Annotated in this window: 14 protein-coding genes; 2 read left to right on the plus strand and 12 right to left on the minus strand. The window is 74.5% G+C overall.

Annotated elements, in window-relative coordinates; genetic code table 11:
• Positions 1-225 precede the first annotated feature (225 nt).
• Entirely contained in the window at positions 226-3351 is a 3126-nt protein-coding gene (locus tag AB0953_RS28215; protein WP_366862388.1) for an AAA family ATPase, read from the minus strand.
• Between the two features lie 426 nt (positions 3352-3777).
• The gene (locus tag AB0953_RS28220; RefSeq protein WP_366862389.1) at positions 3778-4188 is read right to left on the minus strand and encodes a hypothetical protein; all 411 of its coding nucleotides are present in this window, start codon (positions 4186-4188) and stop codon (positions 3778-3780) included.
• A 280-nt stretch (positions 4189-4468) separates the two neighbouring features.
• On the opposite strand from AB0953_RS28220, the gene AB0953_RS28225 reads away from it, so the two are divergent.
• Positions 4469-6079: a serine/threonine-protein kinase gene (locus AB0953_RS28225; protein ID WP_366862390.1), complete on the plus strand. Its 1611-nt coding sequence runs from the start codon at positions 4469-4471 to the stop codon at positions 6077-6079.
• A gap of 58 nt (positions 6080-6137) precedes the next feature.
• Here AB0953_RS28225 and AB0953_RS28230 read toward each other — a convergent pair whose 3' ends face one another.
• The gene (locus tag AB0953_RS28230) at positions 6138-7625 is read right to left on the minus strand and encodes an MFS transporter (RefSeq protein WP_366862462.1); all 1488 of its coding nucleotides are present in this window, start codon (positions 7623-7625) and stop codon (positions 6138-6140) included.
• 185 nt (positions 7626-7810) lie between these two features.
• Between AB0953_RS28230 and AB0953_RS28235 the strand changes: the two genes are divergently transcribed.
• A complete protein-coding gene (locus AB0953_RS28235) occupies positions 7811-9922 on the plus strand; it encodes a prolyl oligopeptidase family serine peptidase (RefSeq protein WP_366862391.1) in 2112 nt (703 codons plus the stop codon).
• Positions 9923-10020: 98 nt separating this feature from the next.
• Here AB0953_RS28235 and AB0953_RS28240 read toward each other — a convergent pair whose 3' ends face one another.
• The 9 genes from AB0953_RS28240 to AB0953_RS28280 form a co-directional block, all read right to left on the minus strand.
• Positions 10021-10956 carry an oligopeptide/dipeptide ABC transporter ATP-binding protein gene (locus AB0953_RS28240; protein WP_366862463.1) on the minus strand — a complete coding sequence of 312 codons (936 nt, stop codon included), beginning with the start codon at positions 10954-10956 and terminating at the stop codon, positions 10021-10023.
• 101 nt (positions 10957-11057) lie between these two features.
• Positions 11058-12086: an ABC transporter ATP-binding protein gene (locus tag AB0953_RS28245; RefSeq protein ID WP_366862392.1), complete on the minus strand. Its 1029-nt coding sequence runs from the start codon at positions 12084-12086 to the stop codon at positions 11058-11060.
• Positions 12086-13072 carry an ABC transporter permease gene (locus tag AB0953_RS28250; RefSeq protein ID WP_366862393.1) on the minus strand — a complete coding sequence of 329 codons (987 nt, stop codon included), beginning with the start codon at positions 13070-13072 and terminating at the stop codon, positions 12086-12088. The genes AB0953_RS28245 and AB0953_RS28250 overlap by 1 nt, the downstream gene beginning before the upstream one ends.
• Complete coding sequence (locus tag AB0953_RS28255; RefSeq protein ID WP_366862394.1) at positions 13069-14016, minus strand: ABC transporter permease; 948 nt, start codon at positions 14014-14016, stop codon at positions 13069-13071. The genes AB0953_RS28250 and AB0953_RS28255 overlap by 4 nt, the downstream gene beginning before the upstream one ends.
• Before the next feature lie 30 nt (positions 14017-14046).
• Positions 14047-15789, minus strand: a complete 1743-nt coding sequence (locus tag AB0953_RS28260) for an ABC transporter substrate-binding protein (protein WP_366862395.1) — start codon at positions 15787-15789, stop codon at positions 14047-14049.
• Between the two features lie 228 nt (positions 15790-16017).
• Positions 16018-16731 (minus strand): GntR family transcriptional regulator, encoded by a 714-nt coding sequence (locus AB0953_RS28265; RefSeq protein ID WP_366862396.1) that lies wholly within the window; start codon positions 16729-16731, stop codon positions 16018-16020.
• 56 nt (positions 16732-16787) lie between these two features.
• On the minus strand, positions 16788-17744 hold the full coding sequence (locus AB0953_RS28270) for an ornithine cyclodeaminase family protein (protein ID WP_366862397.1): 957 nt from the start codon (positions 17742-17744) through the stop codon (positions 16788-16790).
• A complete protein-coding gene (locus AB0953_RS28275; protein ID WP_366862398.1) occupies positions 17741-18793 on the minus strand; it encodes a proline racemase family protein in 1053 nt (350 codons plus the stop codon). The genes AB0953_RS28270 and AB0953_RS28275 overlap by 4 nt, the downstream gene beginning before the upstream one ends.
• Positions 18790-19794: a proline racemase family protein gene (locus AB0953_RS28280; RefSeq protein ID WP_366862399.1), complete on the minus strand. Its 1005-nt coding sequence runs from the start codon at positions 19792-19794 to the stop codon at positions 18790-18792. Before AB0953_RS28280 ends, AB0953_RS28275 begins: the two co-directional genes overlap by 4 nt.
• Positions 19795-19806: the final 12 nt, after the last annotated feature.

Below are 19806 nucleotides of genomic sequence, written 5' to 3' on the forward strand. Positions count from 1 at the left end.
CACGTACGTACGGGGGCCGGGAAACGGGTCGGCCCCGGGGCGTCCCCGCCGTGCTGCGGGGATGCTCCGGGGCCGTCGGAAGGCGTTTGGGCGTTCTGTGCCGTTCGGGCGTGGCGCTGTCCTGGTCGGGGTTGCTCTGCCCTGTCGGGGGCGACACGGGGCTGACCCGCGGCGGGTGGTGAGCGGTGCGCGAGGTCGGGGGGAGGCGTCGCGCGGGGCCGGCGGTCAGACCGAGTCCAGGGCCCGGGCGAGCGCACCGCGCCGGGCGATCCCCAACTTGCTGTAGACCCGCGTCAGATGGGTCTCCACGGTGCGCACGCTGAGGAAGAGCCGGGCGGCGATGTCCTGGTTGGTGAGCCCTTCGAGGACCAGGGCGGCGATCTCGCGTTCCCGGGCGGACAGGACCGAGTCCGCCGGGGCGCCGGCCCGCGGGGCCGACGGTGCGCGTTCCACGGGCCGTTGCCCGTCGGCGGGTGCCGCGGGGGCGGGTGCCGCGGGGGCGGGGACACCGTCGTCCTGCCCCTCCGCGCGCGGGCCGGCCAGAGTGTGCTCTTCCCGCAACCGCACCGCCGTCGTGCGCAGCGCGTGCGCGCCGGCCCGTTCGAACTGGTCCTCCGCGGCGCCGACGGCCCGGGCGAAGGTTTCCGCACACCCCATGGCGCCGGCGGAGCGGGCCGCGACCATGTAGGCCTGGCCGGCCTTGACGGGCATGCCGGCTGCTGCCAGTTGGTCGCCCGCACGGCTCGCGAGCTCCGCCGCCCACGCGTGCTCGGCGCGGACGGCCGCCAGCCGGGCCCCGGCGAGCTGGACGATGGCACCGGTCACCGCGAGACCGGGCACCCGGACGCCGGTCGCCTGCGCGACGTGCCCGGCGACCGCCTCGACGTTGCCCTCACGGGCCCAGAACTCCGCCGCGAGGGCATGGCCGTACGCGGACATGGGGTCGGTGCGCCGCCCGTTGGGGGATCCGAGCAGCCGGACCGCCTCCGCCGGCGGTACGGGGCGGCCCAGGGCCAGCGCGGCTTCGATCCGTACGTGCCGCACGAACCCCGCCCACATCCAGGTCTCGGGCTCGGGGGAGCCTTCCAGCAGGGCCAGGGCCGGTGCGGCGGCCTCCGGGCCGGCGCTCCACAGCAGGGCCCGCAGCCGCAGGCCGGCCGCCGGCGCGAGCATCTCGGTCGTGCCGAGCGACCGGCCCAGCTCGAGGGCCGTGTCCGCGGCCGCCAGGGCGTCTTCCATGGGACCGCTCTGGACCAGCAGGGCCGCCCGCACGACGTGCAGTTCGGGGAGCATGTAGCGGTGCCGGTGGGTCTCGGCGAGGGCGATGGCCTCCTCGACGCGGCGTGCGCACCGGTACGGACGCTCCAGCAGGATCTCCGCCCAGCACAGGTCCGGAAGTCCGCCCATCAGCCGCAGCCGCTCGCTGACCGTCAGTGCGTCGGCCAGCCGCTCCGCCGAGTCGAGCGCGTCGCCGGCGCCGGTCACGTCCCCTTGGACGATGAGGCTCAGGCTTTTGAGGGCGTCGGCCGCCGCGGCGAGCTCCGGGCGGTCGGACGGGATGGCGAGGGTACCGAGCCGGCCCAGACATCGCTCCCCCTGGCCGTTCATCATCTCTCTCCTGGCCAGGCTGATCTCGGCCTCCGCCGAGGCGCCGGGCCGGGCGTCCGCGGCCACCGCCGGGCGGCCCGCGCCGCCTGCCGTACGGGACCACTGGTGCGGGACCGGGGCGTCGCCGGTGGGAGCGTGATCCGGGTGCGCGTGACCGGGGTTCGCTTCGCCGGCGTGATCGCGGGCGGGAGCGTGACCGGGGTGCACATCGCCGGTGGGAGCGTGGCCGGTGGATGTGAGCTCGGTGGGCGTGTCGGCGGTGGGCGTGTCGGGGGTGGGCGGGGGTACCGGAAGTCCGGACTCGCACAACAGCCGGTAGGCGCGCTCCCCCCGGCCGCGCAGCCGCTCGCCCAGCGCCAGGAGGTCCGCTGCGGCCGTCGAGCCGCCTTCCGGTGCCGACAGCAGCGGGCGCAGCACCTCGGCGGCCTCGTCGAGCCGGCCGGTGACGGTGAGGGCCCGCCCCAACAGCTCGGCCGCTTGCCCGAGTTGAACCGCGTCGTCCCGGTCGGCGAGCACGCGCAGCACGGTGCGCAGCCGCCGGATGCTGGTCTCGGGCGCCTGGTGCAGCTCGGCCCGGGCGATGTCCACCAGCCGGGCCAGCTCGTCCCCGGACGCGGTATGGGCCACGTGCTCGACGTGCGCGGCCCAGGCGCCGGGCGCGGCGCCGCGCCGCTCGAGATGGGCGGCGGCCCGCCGGTGGGCCTCGGCCCGCCAGACCGGGCCCGCCAGCCGGTAGCCGACGGAGCCCAGCAGCGGCCTGCCGAACCGGTACCACCCGGCACTGCCGATCACACAGCCGTGGTCGGCCAGCTCGTCGAGGACGATGCCCACCTCGCGCTCCGGCAGGCCGGCCACCTCCGCGACGAGTGCCTGGGTGAACTCCGCCCCGGCCACGGCCGCGGCCTGCACCACCGCCCGGGAGCGGGCCGGCAGACTGTCGAACTCGCCGAGCAGGTCCGAATCCGGGCACCAGCCGTCGAGCAGCCCCACCGGACGGGGATCACCCGAGGCCAGCTCGCCCGCCAGCTCGTCCGCCAGGTCGGCGGGGAGTCCGGCCGTCAGGGAGTGCAGGGCACGCAGCTGGCGCGGGTTGCCGCGACCCGCAGTGAGGAGCCGGCGCTGCCGGGTGGGCGGGACGCCCGGCACCAGCCGGGCGGCGTCCGCGGGGGCGAGGGGAGCCAGTGCGATCCGCAGCGACGCGGCGTCCCCCAGCGTCCGCGCCAGCCACGGCGGGCAGCCCCCGGACCGGTGGGCCAGCACGAGACCGAGGCGGCCGTCGGCAGGCCCGCGCAAAAGGTTTTCGAGCAGGCGCAGGGACTCCTCGTCGGCCCACTGGAGGTCGTCCAGGACGAGTACGGCCGGCGCGCGACCGGCGTGCTCCGCGAGGGCTTCCCGCAGCCGGCGGAGCCTCCGGTGGCGCTGGGAAGCCCCCGTGACCGGCTGCTCGCCGAACTCCTCGAGCAGGTCCAGCGCCGGGGTGTGGGACAGGGCGTGCATCAGCAGCCCGTACGGCACCTCGGCGTCGGCCGGCGTGGCCGCCGCTCGCAGCACCTCGCGCCCCGCCGCCGCGGCCCGTTCGGCCAACGCGCACAACAGCCGGGTCTTGCCGATGCCGGCCGTGCCCTCGACCACCGCGACCCTGTTCGCCCGGCGGCCTTGCGTCAACAGTCCGGCGATTTGGTCGACTTCGCCGTCCCGTCCCACCAGCGGCCCCGCCGAAACCTTCGGCAGACCCGCCGTCATCCCCGCATCCGTCACCGCTCGAAACACCGGCATCTCCCCTGATGTCGCGGGCATGGCGCGGCCACCCGTCCCGGACGACCGACACCAGACATTCACGTCACGCCCGTACGTTCCCCCGAACCGAAGCTGATCATCGCCTCCGTCGCGCTTCCTGTCGAGGGGAGGATCAACTGCCGTGCACTGGAACCGCATTGAGCTGCGCGAGCCACCGCGACGGGCCGGCGCCCAGGCCGGCGCAGTGGAGTCCGCCACCCCCGCCCGACACCGGTCCCAGGCGCGCCTCGCCCCGCGGGCGGCCGCCTGCGACGAACGGGGCCGCCGCTCGGTCGTCTCTTTCGGATCTTGCGGGGCACCACCCAGCGGTAGCGGGGGGAGAGGTGCGGTGCCGGGCTGCATGGGTCAGGCAAGATCCGGAAGAGTGCCGGCCTAAGCCGGTCCCGACCGCCCGGACCGGGCGGCGGCCGCCGCCTCCAGCAGGGGCCAGCCGTCGAGCTCCACCGGGCTGCGGCCCTCCGGCTGCCACCCGCGGGCCAGCGCCGCGTCCAGCAGGGCCCGTACGGCGCCCGGCTCGTGCAGGTTCAGGTCGGGGCCCCGTACGTACCCCACGTCCCCGGAGCCCAGCGGGGCGCCGCCGGGGACGTACCGGTCGGGGCCCGCGGCGAAGACGATGCGCAGCGGGCCGCCGGTGCCGGCCGGCTGCGGGACCAGGGTGAGGGTCTGGCGGCACTGCGCGGGCCGGCCGGTGTCCGGCGGCAGGACGTGGCTGTGGCGCAGCGACCACAGGTACACGCGCCCGTCGGCGACGAGGCGGCGGGGCTTCTTCGGGTTGCGGGGCACGGGGCGAGCGTACGCGGCCCCGCGCCGTGCGCAGGTCCCGGTCACAGGCCTGGGTCGTCTCTTTCGGATCTTGCCGGTCAAGCCCGCGTCGTCCGGTGCCCGTGCATCGCAGGGCGGAGAGGCTCCCGATCACTGGACGTCCCCGGGTGCCTCGACAACGCAGCGAGGTGCGGTGCCGGGCGGTGCGGGTCAGGCAAGATCCGGAAGAGACGGCCTAGGGTGGCCCGCAGGACGGCCCGTGCACCGCGGGACCGCAACGGCGATGCAGACGGGGGAACGTGTGGAGGCTCTGCGGCCCGGTGACCCGCCGGAGATCGGCGGCTACCGCCTGCTGGCGCGGCTCGGTGAGGGGGGCATGGGCGAGGTGTTCCTCGCCCGGACCGCCTCCGGCCGGCCCCTGGCCCTGAAGACCGTGCGCCGCGAGCTCGGAGTCCAGCAGGACTTCGCCGAACGGTTCGCCGGGGAGATACGCACCAACGACCGGGTCCGGTGCGCCTGGACGGTCTCCGTGGTGGACTTCAGCCCGCCGGGCGCGGTACCGCAGTGGCTGGCCACCGAGTACGTCGCCGCCCCGTCGCTGGGCGACTGGGTGCGCACGCACGGCCCGCTGGCCGCACCCGCCGTGGCGTGCCTGGCCCGGGAGCTGTCGGCCGCGCTCGTCGCCGTGGCCGCGGCCGGGGTGGTCCACCGCGACATCAAACCGGGGAACGTACTGCTGGGCCCGGAGCGGCCCTACCTCATCGACTTCGGCATCGCCCGCGCAGCACAGGACCCGCGCCGCACCCGAACGGGCGCGGTGGTCGGAACGCCCGGCTTCCTGGCGCCGGAACAGGCCACCGGAGGCCTCGCGGCGGCGCCGGCCGACGTGTTCTCCCTCGCTGCGGTCCTCGTGTACGCGGCCACGGGGCGCAGCCCGTTCCTGAGGGCGGGTGAGGAGCTGGACCTGCCGGCCCTGCTGTACCGGATCGTCCACGACGAGCCCCTGCTGGACGGCGTACCGGAAGAGATCCTCCCCCTGGTGCCGGAGTGCCTCGCCAAGGATCCCGGCCGGCGTCCGACCGCCGAGGAGATGTGCGTACGACTCGGCGCCGGTGCGGGGCCGGACTGGGGCGGTGCGGTGCCGCCGGCGCTGGCGGCGGAGGCCGCCCGCAGGGAGGCCGAACTCCGGCTCCTCCTCGCCCCGCCCCGGTCGCCCGCCTCTTCCCCTGCGCGCACCGGCGCCGTGCCGGTCGCTCCGCCTCCTCCCGCTGCGCCGCCGCAGGTCCCGGCCACGGCGCCCGAGGGGCCGCCGGCCTCCCGGGCCGGATCCGGGCGCCCCCGCGGACGGGCGTGGCGCCGGCCCGTGCTGCTCGGCGCTGCCGCCGGAGCGGCCGTACTGGCGGCCGCCGCCGTCCTCCCGGTCCGCTTCCCCTGGAGCGGGGAGGGAGCCAGGAGCGCTCCCCCTTCGGGCAGCCCGGCCGCGGCCCCGTCCGGGTCCTCTCCTTCGGCGCAGGCGCTGCCCGCGTCGTGGGCCGGTACCTGGTCCGGCGTCGGCCCCGGTACCCCGGACGCGGACGGCGTCTTCCGCGCGCGGACGGGAGAGTTCACCGTCACGGTCACCCTCAACCCCGGCGCCGTGGGCCAGGTGGTGGGCCGGCAGGTCAGCGAGGTCAAGGAGTCGTCCAGCGGACGCAACCTGGGCTGCACCGAGGCCCTCGAACTGCGGCAGGTCGGCCGGAACACCGCTGTCTTCGCTGCCGTGACCAGCCATCCCACGGACCGTGCGGCGACGTTCGACTGCCCCCGGGGCAATCTGTACGTGCTCACCATGGCGGATCCGGACCGGCTGACGCTGGAGTCGGAGGGGGCCCAGTCCGCAGGTGCGCCCGCAACCCTGACACGTCCCCGCTGAACCGCCCCCACCGGCGACGCCGCCGACGGTTCCGGGCCCGGCTCGGCCCCTGGCAGTACTAAGCCGCCGTCCGGCTGGGGTGGCGGCCCTGGAGCCGGGCCAGGTCGGAGGGGCGGACCCGGATCGCGAACAGGGCGATGAGCGCGGCGGCCAGGGTGAACAGGGCCGCCACGGTGAAGGCCGAGCTGACGCCGGCGGTCAGCACCTGGTCGCCCCACGGGTCCGGCAGCTGCCCGGTGCGCCGGAAGGACAGCCGCTGCTGCGGGGTCGCGGAGGCGATGAAAGCGGGGACCTGGCTGTGGGCCTCGTTGCGGCTGGCGGTGCCGAAGACGGTGACGAGGACGGACAGGCCGAGCGAGCCGCCCACCTGCTGGGTGGTGTTGAGCAGTCCGGAGGCCGCGCCGGACTCGCGGTCGGGGACGTCGGACAGCGCCATCACCGTCAGCGAGACGAACTGCAGGCCCATGCCGAGGCCGAAGAGGAGCATGGGGCCCAGGATGCTGCCGAGGTAGGTGGAGTGGATGTCGGTCCGGGTCAGCCAGCCCAGGCCGGCGGCCGCGCTCAGCGCGCCCGCGACCATGAAGGGCTTGGGCCCGAACCTCGGCAGCAGCCGGGAGGTGAAGGCCGCGCCGACCGCGATGACCGCGCTCACCGGCAGGAAGGCCAGGCCGGCGCGGAGCGGGCTGAAGTCCAGCACGTTCTGCACGAACAGGGTCAGGAAGAAGAACATGCCGAAGATGGCGCAGGCGAGGAAGAGCATGATGCCGTAGGTCCCGGCCCGGTTGCGGTCGGCGAACATGTGCAGCGGGGTGATGGGCTGTACGGAGCGGCGCTCGTTGGCGACGAAGAGGGTCAGCAGGACCACGGCCACGCCGAAGGAGCCGAGCGTGAGGGGGTCGCGCCAGCCGTCCTGGGCCGCGCGGATGAACCCGTAGACGAGCGTGACCATGCCGAGCGTGGACAGCAGGGCGCCGGCGAGGTCGAAGTGGCCGGGATGGCGTGGGGACTCGTGCAGGACCCTGGTGGCGAGCAGGCCGATCAGCACCGCGATGGGGACGTTGACGAACAGCACCCAGCGCCAGTCGAGCCATTCGACGAGCACGCCGCCGGCGAGGAGGCCGATCGCGCCGCCGGCCGAGGAGACCGCGGCGAACACGCCGAAGGCCCGGTTGCGGGCCGGGCCCTCGCGGAAGGTCGTGGTGACCAGGGCGAGCGCGGTCGGCGAGGCCACGGCCGCGCCGACGCCCTGCAGGGCGCGGGCGCCCAGCAACTGGCCTGCGGTGTGGGCGAGTCCGCCCAGCAGGGAGGCCAGCCCGAAGAGCAGCACGCCGAAGACGAAGACGCGTTTGCGGCCGAGGATGTCACCGGTGCGGCCGCCGAGGAGCAGCAGCCCGCCGAAGGTGAGGGTGTAGGCGCTGACGACCCAGGAGAGGCTCTCGGTCGAGAAGGCGAGGGCGCTTTGGATGTGCGGCAGCGCGATGTTCACGATGGTGATGTCGAGGACGACCATGAGCTGGCACGAGGCGATGACCGCCAGGGCGAGCACGCTGCCGTTGCCGCTGCCGCCGGCTTTGCCGTCGTCGCCGGCCGGGCCGCCGGTCCCGTCCGTCGTCGGCGAGGGGTTCGGGTCCACCTTTTCGACGCTAAGCCCGGGTCCGGGGGTGCACCACTCGAATGGGGGCGGGCAGCGTGACATGTACACTGTGCCATATCACATGTCACAATGCGATCATGGATGATTTCCTCAGGCTCTCCGCCGCCACGGCGCGCTTCACCCGCGGCGCACCGCGCGCGTTCTCCTTCGGCGACGACGGCCGGCTCCTCTGGTTCCTCCGCTCCACCGGCCCCACCGATCCCTTCGAGGGGCTCTGGGTGATGGACACCGCCACCGGCCGCGAGACCCTCCTCGCCGACCCGCGCACCCTGGCCCCCGAGCCCGGCCCCCTCCCGGCGGCCGAGCGCCGGCTGCGCGAGCGGATCCGCCTCGTGGCCGCCGGGATCGGCTCGTACGCGCTCTCCGGCGACGGGCGCAGCGCGGTCTTCGCGCTGTACGGACGGCTGTTCACGGTGGCGTACGAGGGCACTGCGGACGCGCCGCGCGACGCAGCCCCGTACGACGGCGCCCCGCCCCGGGAGATCCCCGCCGCCGGCCCGGTCTTCGACCCCCGCCCCAACGCCGACGGCTCCCGCACCGCCTACGTCAGCGGCGACGCCCTGTACACCGCCCCGGGCGGCCGCATCAGCCCCGAGGACGGGGCCCGCTGGGGCGTCGCCGAGTTCGCCGCCGCCGAGGAGCTGGGCCGCTCCCGCGGCCACTGGTGGTCCCCGGACGGGGTCACCCTGCTGGCCGCCCGCGTCGCCGAATCCGCCCTCCAGCGGCGCCACTTCGCCGACCCCGCCCACCCCGAGCTGCCGCCCGAGGACTTCGCGTACCCCGAGGCCGGCGGGCCCAACGCCGAGGTCCAGCTGTGGGTCCTCGGCCCCGGCGGACACCGCGTCCGGCTCGACTGGGACGCGCAGCAGTACCCGTACGTCTCGGACGCGGGCTGGGAGTCGTCCGAGGAGATCCTGCTGACCGTCCAGGACCGGCTCCAGCAGAACGTGCTGCTCCTCGGCGCCGACCCGGCCACCGGCCGCACCCGGGAGCTGTCGCGCACCACGCACCCCCAGTGGGTCGACCCCCTGGTGCCCGGCACCCCGGCCCGGCTCCCCGACGGCCGGATGCTCACCGCCGCCGACACCCCCGGCGGGGCCGCCCGCGCCCTGGCCCTCGACGGCAAGCTGCTCACGGGCGACGACATCCAGGTCCGCGGCGTCGCCGGCCTCCACCGGGGCCGGCTGCTGATCGAGGCCGGCCTGCGCGACCCGGCCGAGCAGCAGGTGCTGCTGCTGGACCCCGGCACCGGCGAGCTGACCGTCCTGGCCGACGACACCGACGTGCCCACCGTCCACACCGTCCAGGCCTCGGGCGGCACGCTGCTGCTGACCGCCGCCGGCCGGGACGGCATACGCCGGACCGTGCGCACCGCCGACGGGCGCGAGTTCACCCCCGCCGACCTGTCCGAGCCGCTGCCGTACCGCGTCGCCCCCGTCCTGGAGCGCGTCACCGAGCACGGGGTCCCCACCGCCCTGGTGCTGCCCCGCGGCCACGTCCCCGGCAGCCGGAAGCTGCCCGTGCTGGTGGACGGCTACGGCGGCCCCGGCTTCCAGGACGTCAGCGCCGAGCCGCGCCGCTGGCAGCACCGCCAGTGGTGGGCCGACCAGGGCTTCGCGGTGGTGACCGCCGACAACCGCGGAACCCCGTACGTCTCCCCCGCCTTCACCCACGCCATGTACCGCCGGTTCTCCGAGGTCACCCTCGAGGACCAGGTCGCCGCGCTGCAGGCGCTCGGGGCCCGCCACGGCGACCTCGACCTCGGCCGGGTCGGGGTGCGCGGCTGGTCCTACGGCGGCTACATGGCGGCGCTCGCGGTGCTGCGCCGCCCGGACGTCTTCCACGCGGCCGCGGCCGGAGCCGCGCCCACCGACTTCCGGCACTACGACACCGCGTACACCGAGCGCTACCTCGGCCTGCCGCAGGAGAACCCCGAGGTGTACGAGCAGGAGTCGCTGATCGCCGAGGCGCCCCGGCTGACCCGGCCGCTGCTGCTGGTGACGGGGCTGGCCGACGACAACGTCCACCCCTCGCACACGCTGCGCCTGTCGCAGGCGCTGACGGACGCGGGCCGCCCACACCAGCTGCTGGCGCTGCCCGGGGTCACCCACATGACCCCGAACGGGACGAGGGAGAAGCTGATGGCGCTGGAGCTGGAGTTCTTCCGCAAGGAGCTGGGCGCGGCCTGACGGACGCCCGCCCCGGCCCCGCCGCAGCCGGCATGTGAAGGGCCCCCCGAGCCGATCGTGTCGGCTCGGGGGGCCCTTGCGGATTCCCGGGATCCCCGTCAGTCCCCCGGGAAGTGGCAGGCCACCTCGCGCGAGGCGGCGATCCGCAGCAGCGGCCGCTCGGTGCGGCACACCTCCTGCGCCTTCGGGCAGCGCGGGTGGAAGGAGCAGCCCGGGGGCGGCGCCGCCGGGCTCGGCGGGTCGCCGAGGAGCACGATCCGCTCGCGCCGCCGCTCGGCCGCCGGGTCCGGCAGCGGGACGGCGGACAGCAGCGCCCGCGTGTACGGGTGCTGGGGGCTCTCGTACAGGGCGCGCTTGTCGCCGATCTCGACGATCCGGCCGAGGTACATGACGGCGACCCGGTCGCTGACCCGCTTCACCACGGACAGGTCGTGCGCGATGAACACGTACGCCAGGCCCAGTTCGGCGCGCAGCCGCTCCATCAGGTTGACGATCTGGGCCTGGACCGAGACGTCGAGGGCGGAGACCGGCTCGTCGGCGACGATCAGCCGGGGGCTGGTGGCCAGCGAGCGGGCGATCCCGATGCGCTGGGCCTGTCCGCCGGAGAACTCGTGCGGGTAGCGGTCGATGTGCTCGGGGATCAGGCCGACGAGGTCCATCAGCTCGGCCGCGCGGCGCCGGGCGTCGGCGGCCGACCAGCCCTGCACCAGCAGCGGGTCGGAGATGATCCGGGCCACCGTCTGGCGCGGGTTGAGCGAGGAGTGCGGGTCCTGGAAGACCATCTGGAGGTGCCGGCGCAGGGGGCGCAGGGCGCGCTGCGGGAGCCGGGTGATGTCCCGGCCCTCGAAGGAGATCCCGCCCGAGGTGGGCTCCAGCAGCCGGACGATCATCCGGCCGGTGGTGGACTTGCCGCAGCCCGACTCGCCGACCAGGCCGAGGGTCTCGCCCGCGGCCAGGTCGAAGGAGACCCCGTCGACGGCGCGCACGGGCGCCCCCCGGCGCCCGGTCGCCGACCGGCGGCCGGGGAAGGCCATGGTCAGGTCGCGTACGGAGAGCAGCGGGGCGGTGCCGGTGCCGGCGCCCGCGTCCGCTCCGGCGGGGCTCGGGACGGGGGTCGGGGTGGTGGGGGTGGGCGTCATCGGGCCGCCTCCTCGGCGATCGCGGATCCGGCGAAGTGGCAGGCGGCCGTCCGCCCGGGCTGCCGCCCGTACGGCTCCAGCGCCGGGCGCACGTCGGTGCAGCGGGCCGCGGCCTTCGGGCAGCGCGGGGCGAACGCGCAGCCGGGGGCGGGCGCCAGGAGGGAGGGCGGGGAGCCCGGGATGGCGCGCAGCGGCTCGTCGTCGGCGTCGTCCAGGCGGGGCAGCGAGTCGAGCAGGCCGCGCGTGTAGGGGTGGGCCGGGTCGGCGAACAGGGCGTCGGCTCCGGCCTGTTCGGCGGCGCGGCCGCCGTACATGACGAGCACCTCGTGGGCCACGCGGGCGACGACGCCCAGGTCGTGGGTGATCATCACGATGCCGAGGCCTCGCTCCTGCTGGAGGCGGGCGAGGAGCTCGAGGATCTGCGCCTGGACGGTGACGTCGAGCGCGGTGGTCGGCTCGTCGGCGATGAGCAGGTCGGGTTCGCAGGCCAGCGCCATGGCGATCATCGCGCGCTGGCGCATGCCGCCGGAGAACTGGTGCGGGTACTCCCCCGCGCGGCGGCCCGGCTCGGGGATGCCGACCTCGCCGAGCATCTCCACGGCCCGCTTGCGGGCGGCGCTGCGGCGGGCCTTGAAGTGGACGCGGACGTGCTCGGCGATCTGCTCGCCGACGGTGTAGTAGGGGTGCAGGCTGGACAGCGGGTCCTGGAAGATCATGGCCATCCTGCGGCCGCGGAGCCGGGAGAGCTCCTTCTCGCCGGTCGTGGTGAGCTCCCGGCCCGCGAGCCGGATGGAGCCGGTGACCTCGGCGCCGCGGTGCAGGCCCATGACGGCGAGGGAGGTCACCGACTTGCCGGAGCCCGACTCGCCGACGATGCCGAGGGTGCGGCCGGCCTCGACGGTGAAGCCGAGCGAGTCGACGGCGCGGACGGGGCCGCGCGGGGTGTCGAAGGTGACGCTCAGCTCGCGCACTTCGAGCAGCGGGGGCTGTGCCTCTGGGGCGGTGGAGGCGGTGGAGGCGGGCATCAGTACCTCACCCTCGGGTCGACGACGGCGTACAGGAGGTCGACGGCGAGATTGGCGACGACGATGAAGAAGGCGGCCATCAGGGTGACCCCGAGGACGACCGGCTGGTCGGAGCTGACGAGGGCGCCGTAGAACAGCCGCCCGACGCCCGGGAGTCCGAAGATGGACTCCGTGATGACGGCGCCGGCGAGGAGCCCCCCGAGGTCCATGCCGAAGATGGTGAGGATCGGGGTCATCCCGGAGCGCAGCCCGTGCTTGACGACGACGGTCCGCTCGGGCATGCCCTTGGCGCGGGCGGTGCGGATGTACGGCTCGGCCATCGCCTCGATCATGGAGCCGCGGCTCTGGCGGGCGTACATGGCGGCGTACAGCAGGGCGAGCGCGGTCCAGGGCAGCAGCAGGTTGGAGGCCCAGCCGAGCGGGTCGTCGCCGAGGGAGCGGTAGGAGGGGTAGGGCAGCAGCCCGGCGACGCGGATGACCCCGTAGATGAGCATCACGGAGGTGAAGTAGACGGGCAGGGAGGCGGCGGCGACCGCGCCGACCATCAGCGTCTTGTCGGTGGCGGTGTCCTTGCGCAGGGCGGCGGTGACGCCGGCGCCGAGGCCGAGGACGAGCCAGAGCACGGCGGCGCCGACGGCGAGGGAGGCGGAGACCGGCAGGCGGTCCATCAGCAGGTCCCACACGGGCAGGGAGTTCTCGTACGAGTAGCCCAGGCAGGGGAAGTCGCAGCGCACGGCGTACTGGCCGGTGCCGAGGGTGCGGCCGGTGAAGATGCCGGTGAGGAAGTCCCAGAACTGGCGCCACAGCGGCTGGTCCAGGCCGAGGTAGGCCCGTACGTCGGCGATGCGCTCGGCGCTGCAGGTCTTTCCGCAGGCGGCCGCGGCGGGGTCGGCGGGCAGGACGTAGAAGATGAGGAAGGTGACGGCGGCGATGGCGAGCAGGACGCCGGCGAGGGCGAGGAGCCGGCGCACGAGGTAGAGGATCAACTGCGGGCTCCCCTCGGGTCGAGGATGTCGCGCAGGGCGTCGCCGAGGAGGGTGAAGGCGAGGACCGCGAGGAAGAGGAAGGCGCTGGGGATGACGAAGTACATCGGGTCGGTCTCGTAGAAGGCGACGGACTCGGCGATCATCTGGCCCCAGGAGGGGGTCGGCGGGCGGACCCCGACGCCGAGGTAGCTGAGCGCGGCCTCGGTGCTGATCATGCCGGGGATCAGCAGGGTGGTGTAGGCGATGACCGGGCCGGAGACGCCCGGGAGGATGTCCCGGGTGAGGATCCGCCAGGGGCCGGAGCCGCCGACGCGGGCGGCGTCGACGTACTCGCGGTGCTTGAGGGAGAGGGTCTGACCGCGCACGACGCGGGCGACGCCGGGCCAGCCGAAGACGCCGATGACGGCGGTCATGAGGACGATGCGGTTGACGTCCTTGGCGACCGACAGCATCGCGATCATGAAGATGAGGGACGGGAAGGACATGGTCAGGTCCATCAGGCGGGACAGGACCGCATCGGTGCGCCCGCCGAAGTAGCCGGCGGCGATCCCGGCCGCGGTGCCGGTGACGACGACGATCGCGGTGGCGGCGAACGCGATGAGCAGCGAGACCTGCGCGCCGGTGACGACGCGGGCGAACAGGTCGCGGCCGGTGACGGGTTCGACGCCGAGCCAGTGCTCGGGGCTGATCCCGCCGAGGGAGCCGAGCGGCTGCCCGCCGAGGTAGGGGTCGACGGCGGCCTTGTCGAACTCCTGCGGGGACCAGCCGCCCAGGGCGCTGAGCCAGGGGGCGGTGGCGGCCATCAGGACGAAGAGGGCGACGAGGCAGAGGCTGATGCGGACGGCGGGGCGGCGGCGGAGCTCCCGCCGGGCGAGCTGCCAGGGGCTGCTGCCGGGCGGGAGGTCCTTCACCGGCGCGCCCTGGGGGGCTGCGGTGGTGGTCATGGCGGTGGTGGCCTTCGGTCGCTGGCCTGCTCAGCCCTGGCTCTTCGCGGGGTCCTTCAGGCCGACGGTCCCGTAGTCGATGGTTCCGGTCCAGGCGGGGTGGCCGTAGGCGCCGGCGATGTTGGGGCCGACGAGCAGCGGCTTGCGCTCCAGGAGGACCGGGATGGCGGGGGACTTCTTCATGATCTCGGCGTCGAGGTCGATCCAGGCCTGGTTGGCCTGCTTGGCGTCGGCCATGGCGTTGATCTCGTCGATCCGCTTCATGGTGGCCTCGTCGCGGAACTGGGCGTAGTTGCCCTGGTTGCCCTTGTCCTTGATGGTTCGTCCGTCGAAGACGAACGGGATCCAGGTCGAGCCGGAGGGGTAGTCGGGGCACCAGCCGGTGAACGTCATGTCGGGGGTGGTGGACAGGTCGCCGATGACGTCGTAGTAGGCGCCCGGGTCGACGGTGTCGATGACGACCTCGACGCCCGCGCGGGCCAGCCCCTGCTGGAGGGCCTCCGCCTTGGCCTTGTCGCCGGTGGAGACGGCGAGGGAGACCTTCAGCTTGTCCTTGCCGACGGCCTTGAGGAGCTCCTTGGCCTTGGCGGGGTCGCCGGCCGGGGCGATCTTGAGGGTGTCGGCCTGCTTGCCGCCGGTGAGGGCGGGCGGCAGGTAGGCGGTGGCGACCTCGTTGAAGGCGGGGCCGCCGCCGGCGGTGACCACGGCCTCCTTGTCGACGGCGTACTGCAGGGCCTCGCGGACCTTGGGGTCGTCGAAGGGGGCGCGGGAGTTGTTCAGGTGGAGCATGGTCGTACAGCCCTGGGACTCGGCGAGCAGGCGGGACTTGACCTCCGGCTTGGGCAGGACCTTGGGGGCGCTCTCGGGGCGCATGTTGGAGTACTCGACGGCGGAGGCGTCGGCGCCCTCGCCGGCGATGATGCGGTCGTCGATCTGGCCGCCCTTGAGGCCCATGACGACGACGAACTTGTCCGGGTAGGCCTTGCGGACGGTGTCGGTCTTGGGGTCCCAGTGCTCGTTGCGGACGAGGACGAGCTTCTTGTCGCGGTCGTACGTCTCGATCTTGTACGGGCCGGAGGAGAAGGGGCGGGCGTCGTACTGGGTGCCCTTCTCCTGGGACTGGGGGACGGGCGCGAAGGTGGGGAGGGTGGCGGTGGCGGAGAACTCGGCGACCGGCCGCTTGAGTTCGAAGACGATGGTGCGGTCGTCGGGGGTCTTGACGGAGTCCAGGTGCTGCCCCTGGAGCGGCCCCTTGTAGCCCTCGGTGCCGGCCAGGTACTGGGCGGCGTAGTCGGGGCCGCCGGTGAGGTCGGGGGCGAAGGAGCGCTCGACGTTGTACTTGATGTCCTGGGCCTTGATGGGCGAGCCGTCCTCGTACTTGAGGCCCTCCTTCAGGGTGAAGGTCCAGGTGCGGCCGCCGTTGGAGGGGGTGCCGAGGTCGGTGGCGAGGTCGGGGACGAGTTCGCTGCCGCCCTTGCCGGGCTCGGCCTTGAAGGTGACGAGGGTGCGGTAGAGCAGCCGGGTCCCGAAGTCCATGGTCGGCATGACCCAGTTGCGGGCGGGGTCGAGGTGGGCGAAGTCCTGGTTGGACAGGACGGTGAGGGTGCCGCCCTTGACGGGGGTGCCGCCGAGGACCTTGCCGTCGTTGGCGGAGGCGGGGTTGGACGCACCGCCGCCGGCGGAACCCTTCTTGGGGTCGGAGCAGCCGGAGGCACCGAGTGCGAGAGCGGCCACCAGGGCGGTGGCGAGGGCGAGTTGGGTGCGCTTGGTCATGGTCACTCCAGTGAAGGGCCGCGCTCTATGATGTGACCGGTAACATAGTAATGTGAAATTGCACTGACAACCCCTGACCGGCGCCGTTACCCACCCGTGTCCAAACGGAAGGCTCCGCACGGCAGTTGGGACCCCGCGGACGCAGCCCGGCGCACCGCCGGGCCGATGCGGCGGTCAGCGACCGGGCGGCCGCGGCGTCCTATGCGCCGCGCGGCGCCGGGCCTTCGGTCAGAGGGCGGAGCCGAGGGTGGTGGGGGTGGGGCGGCCCACCGGTTCGTTGCGGCCCTGGGCCCACAGGGAGCGGACGTGGCCCAGGTGGCGGAGCATGCAGGCCTCGGCGGCCTCCGCGTCGCCCGAGAGCATCAGGTCCAGGAGCTCGATGTGCTCCTCCGCGCTGGAGACCAGCTTGCCCGCCTCGTCGAGGCCGGTCAGGCCGTAGAGGCGGGAGCGCTTGCGCAGGTCGCCCACCGTTTCGACCAGGCGGTCGTTGCCGGCCAGGCCGAGGAGGGTGAGGTGGAAGCGGCGGTCCGCTTCGAGGTAGCCGATGAGGTTGTGCTCGCGGGCGCTGGTGACGATCTCCTCCGCGATCGGGCGGAGGGCCTCCAGTTGGTCCTTGGTGGCGATCTTGGTGACCTTGCCCACCGTCGGGACCTCGATCATCGTGCGGAGTTCCGTGTACTGGTCCAGGTCGCGCTCGCTGACCTCGGTGATCCGGAAGCCCTTGTTGCGGACAGGTTCCACCAGTCCCTCGCGGGCGAGGTCGAGCATGGCCTCGCGGACCGGGGTGGCCGAGACGCCGAGCTCGGCGGCGAGCCCGGGCGCCGAGTAGACGCTGCCGGGGCGGAGTTCGCCCGCTATCAGGGCGGCCCGCAGGGCGTGGCCGACCTGGTCGCGCAGCCGCTCCTGGGCCTTGATGAGACTGTGCTGCTTCAGGTCACCCATTGCTTTCCTCCGAGACCCCATCACACCACCGAGGTGCAGAGGAACAGCGTACAATGTCACGTTTCGCTGTGTGCCCCGCCCGCCCCGGCCGCGTGGTACATCGCCACCGCCACGGCAAGATCCTCCCAGGCCATGCCCACGCTCTTGAAGAGCTGTGGACAACCCGGCGGTCCGGGCGCCGGCATCCGGCCCGCCACCAGGTCGGCCAGGGTGCCGTTGATATGACCGGGGCCGATCGCCCCCTCCGCCTCCGGGATCAGCAGGTCCCCCGCCTCCCGCAGGGCCGCCGAGCGCGCCTCCACGTACACGGCCGAGCGCCGCACCAGGGCCGTGTCGGTCTCCCGGGCGTCCGGCTCGTGCGAGCCGACCGCGACGACCACCGCCCCGGGGTCCACCAGGCGCCCGTCGAAGAGCGGGGTGCGGGCCGTCGTGCAGCACAGCACCAGGTCGGCGCCGGCCACGTCCGCCGCCGTGCCCGCGCGGGCGGGGATCCCGAGGGACTCGGCGTGCCCGACCAGCTTCCGCACCCCGGCCGGGTCGCGGGCCACGACCACGGCCCTCCCCAACTCCCGTACGGCCGCGGCGGCGTGGAGGTGGCCGTACGCCTGCGGCCCGCTGCCGAACAGCACCAGCCGCAGCGGCCGCCCCTCGGGCGCCAGGTACCGCAGCGCCAGCGCCGAGACCGCGGGCGTGCGCAGCGCCGTGAGGGCGGCGCCGTCCAGCAGGGCGACCGGGCGCAGGGTGGCCCCGTCCAGCAGCAGGTACGAGCCGGTGATGCGGGGCAGGCCGCGCGCCGGGTTGCCGGGCGCGACCCCGGCGATCTTCACCCCGGCGTACGCCCCCTGCGCGGCCGGCATCAGCAGCAGCTCTCCCCCGCCCGGCACGGCCACCGCACTGCGCTGCGGGCAGGACTCCGGGTCCAGCCCGGCCCGCAGCGCGTCGGCCAGGGCGTCGGCGGCCCCGGCCGGGCCGATCAGCCCGGCGAGCTCCTCGGCCCCGAACTGCCGGATCACAGGTGGAAGCCCTGGCCGAGGGCGTCGTGCGGCGCGAGGGTGAACAGGTGCTCGCCGGTCCGGTACGCAGTGCCGGTGACCTCCGTGACCACTCCCTCGGCCTCGTGGCCCGCGTCCGGCGCGAGCAACCGGCCCGTGAACACCGTGCCCACCACCGACTCGTGCAGCAGGTCCTCCCCCGCCCCCAGCCGCCCGTCCTCCGCCAGCAGCGCGAGCCGCGCCGAGGTGCCGGAGCCGCAGGGCGAGCGGTCGATCTGCCCGTCGGCGAAGACGGTGACGTTGCGCTGGTGCGGGCCGAACGGGGTGTCGGGCAGCTCCTCGTAAAGGATCACCCCGTAGACCCCGGAGAGCAGCGGCCCGCCCGGATGCCAGGTCGCGGGATGGGTGGCGAGCGCGGTGCGGATCTCCCGCCCGGCGCGCACCAGGTCGGGCAGGGCGGCCCGGGAGACCTCCAGGCCGAGGTCGCGGGCGCGCACGGAGGCGTAGCAGGCGCCGGCGTGCGCGATGTCCGCCTCCGCGAGCCCGAGGGTGGTCGCGACGGGCACCTTGCGGGCGGCGACCCGGGCCGGCACGTTGCGGAAGGTGACGCCGGTGGTGCGGCCGCCGTCGCGGTGCACGGTGGCCGCGACCCGCCCCGAGGGCACGTCGATCCGCACCTGCACGTCCCCGTGGTCGGGGGCGGCGACGAGGCCGGTGTCCACCGCCCAGGCGCCGAGCGCCATGGTGCCGTGGCCGCAGGCGGTGGAGTAGCCGTCCTTGTGCCAGAACAGCACTCCGAGGTGGGCGCCGTCGTCGTCGGGCGGCACGACGAACCCGCCGTACATGCCGGCGTGCCCGCGCGGCTCCTGCACGAGGAGCCGCCGTACGTCGTCCAGCCCGCCCCGCCGCGGGGCCGTCCCGGAGCCGCCGGGCCCGATGGCGGTCGCGCAGCGCTCGGCGACCGTGTCCCCGGGCACGGCCGGCAGCCCGGCGGCGCGGGTGTCGACGATCCGGAAGGGCTCGCCGCCCGTGTGGTAGTCGACGGTCCGTACGGCGGTCAGCTCGGTCACAGCAGGAAGCCTCCGGGGAAGGGGTCGGTCGGGTCCAGGAAGTACTGGGCGGTGCCGGTGATCCAGGCGCGGCCGGTGACGGTGGGGACGACGGCCTCGTACGGGCCGACCGTGGTGCGTCCGACGAGGCGGCCGGTGAACTCGGTGCCGATGAAGGACTCGTTGACGAAGTCGGTGTCGAGGGCGAGCAGGCCGCGCGCGTGCAGCTGGGCCATGCGCGCGCTGGTGCCCGTACCGCAGGGTGAGCGGTCGAACCAGCCCGGGTGGATGGCCATGGCGTGCCGGGAGCGGCGGGCGTCGGAGCCGGGGGCGGCGAGGTAGACGTGCTTGACCCCGGCGATGGAGGGGTTCTCGGGGTGGACGGGCCGGTCCCCGGAGGCGTTGACGGCGTCCATGACGGCGAGGCCGGCGGCGATCAGGTCTTCCTTGCGGGCGCGGTCGAAGGGCAGGCCCAGGGCGTCGAGTTCGACGAAGGCGTAGAAGTTGCCGCCGTAGGCGAGGTCGTAGGTGACCGTGCCGTAGCCGGGGACCTCGGCCTTGAGGTCGAGGCCGACGCAGAAGGCGGGGACGTTGGTGAGGGTGACGGCGGTGGCCGCCCCGTCCTCCACGCGGACGTCGACCGCGACGAGTCCGGCCGGGGTGTCGAGGCGGACGGTGGTGACCGGCTCGACGGCCGCCACCATGCCCGTCTCGACGAGGACGGTGGCGACCCCAATGGTGCCGTGCCCGCACATGGGCAGCAGGCCCGACACCTCGATGTAGAGCACGCCGTAGTCGGCGTCGGGCCGGGTGGGGGGCTGGAGGATCGCGCCGCTCATCGCGGAGTGGCCGCGCGGCTCGTACATGAGCAGGGTGCGGACGTGGTCCATGTGCTCGATGAAGTGGAGCCGCTTGTCGGCCATGGTGGCGCCGGGGATCACCCCGACGCCGCCGGTGATCACCCGGGTCGGCATGCCCTCGGTGTGCGAGTCCACCGCGTGGTAGATGTGGCGCGTGCGCATGGGGTCCCCCCG

Source organism: Streptomyces sp. NPDC046866 (assembly GCF_040704625.1).
Classification (GTDB): domain Bacteria; phylum Actinomycetota; class Actinomycetes; order Streptomycetales; family Streptomycetaceae; genus Streptomyces.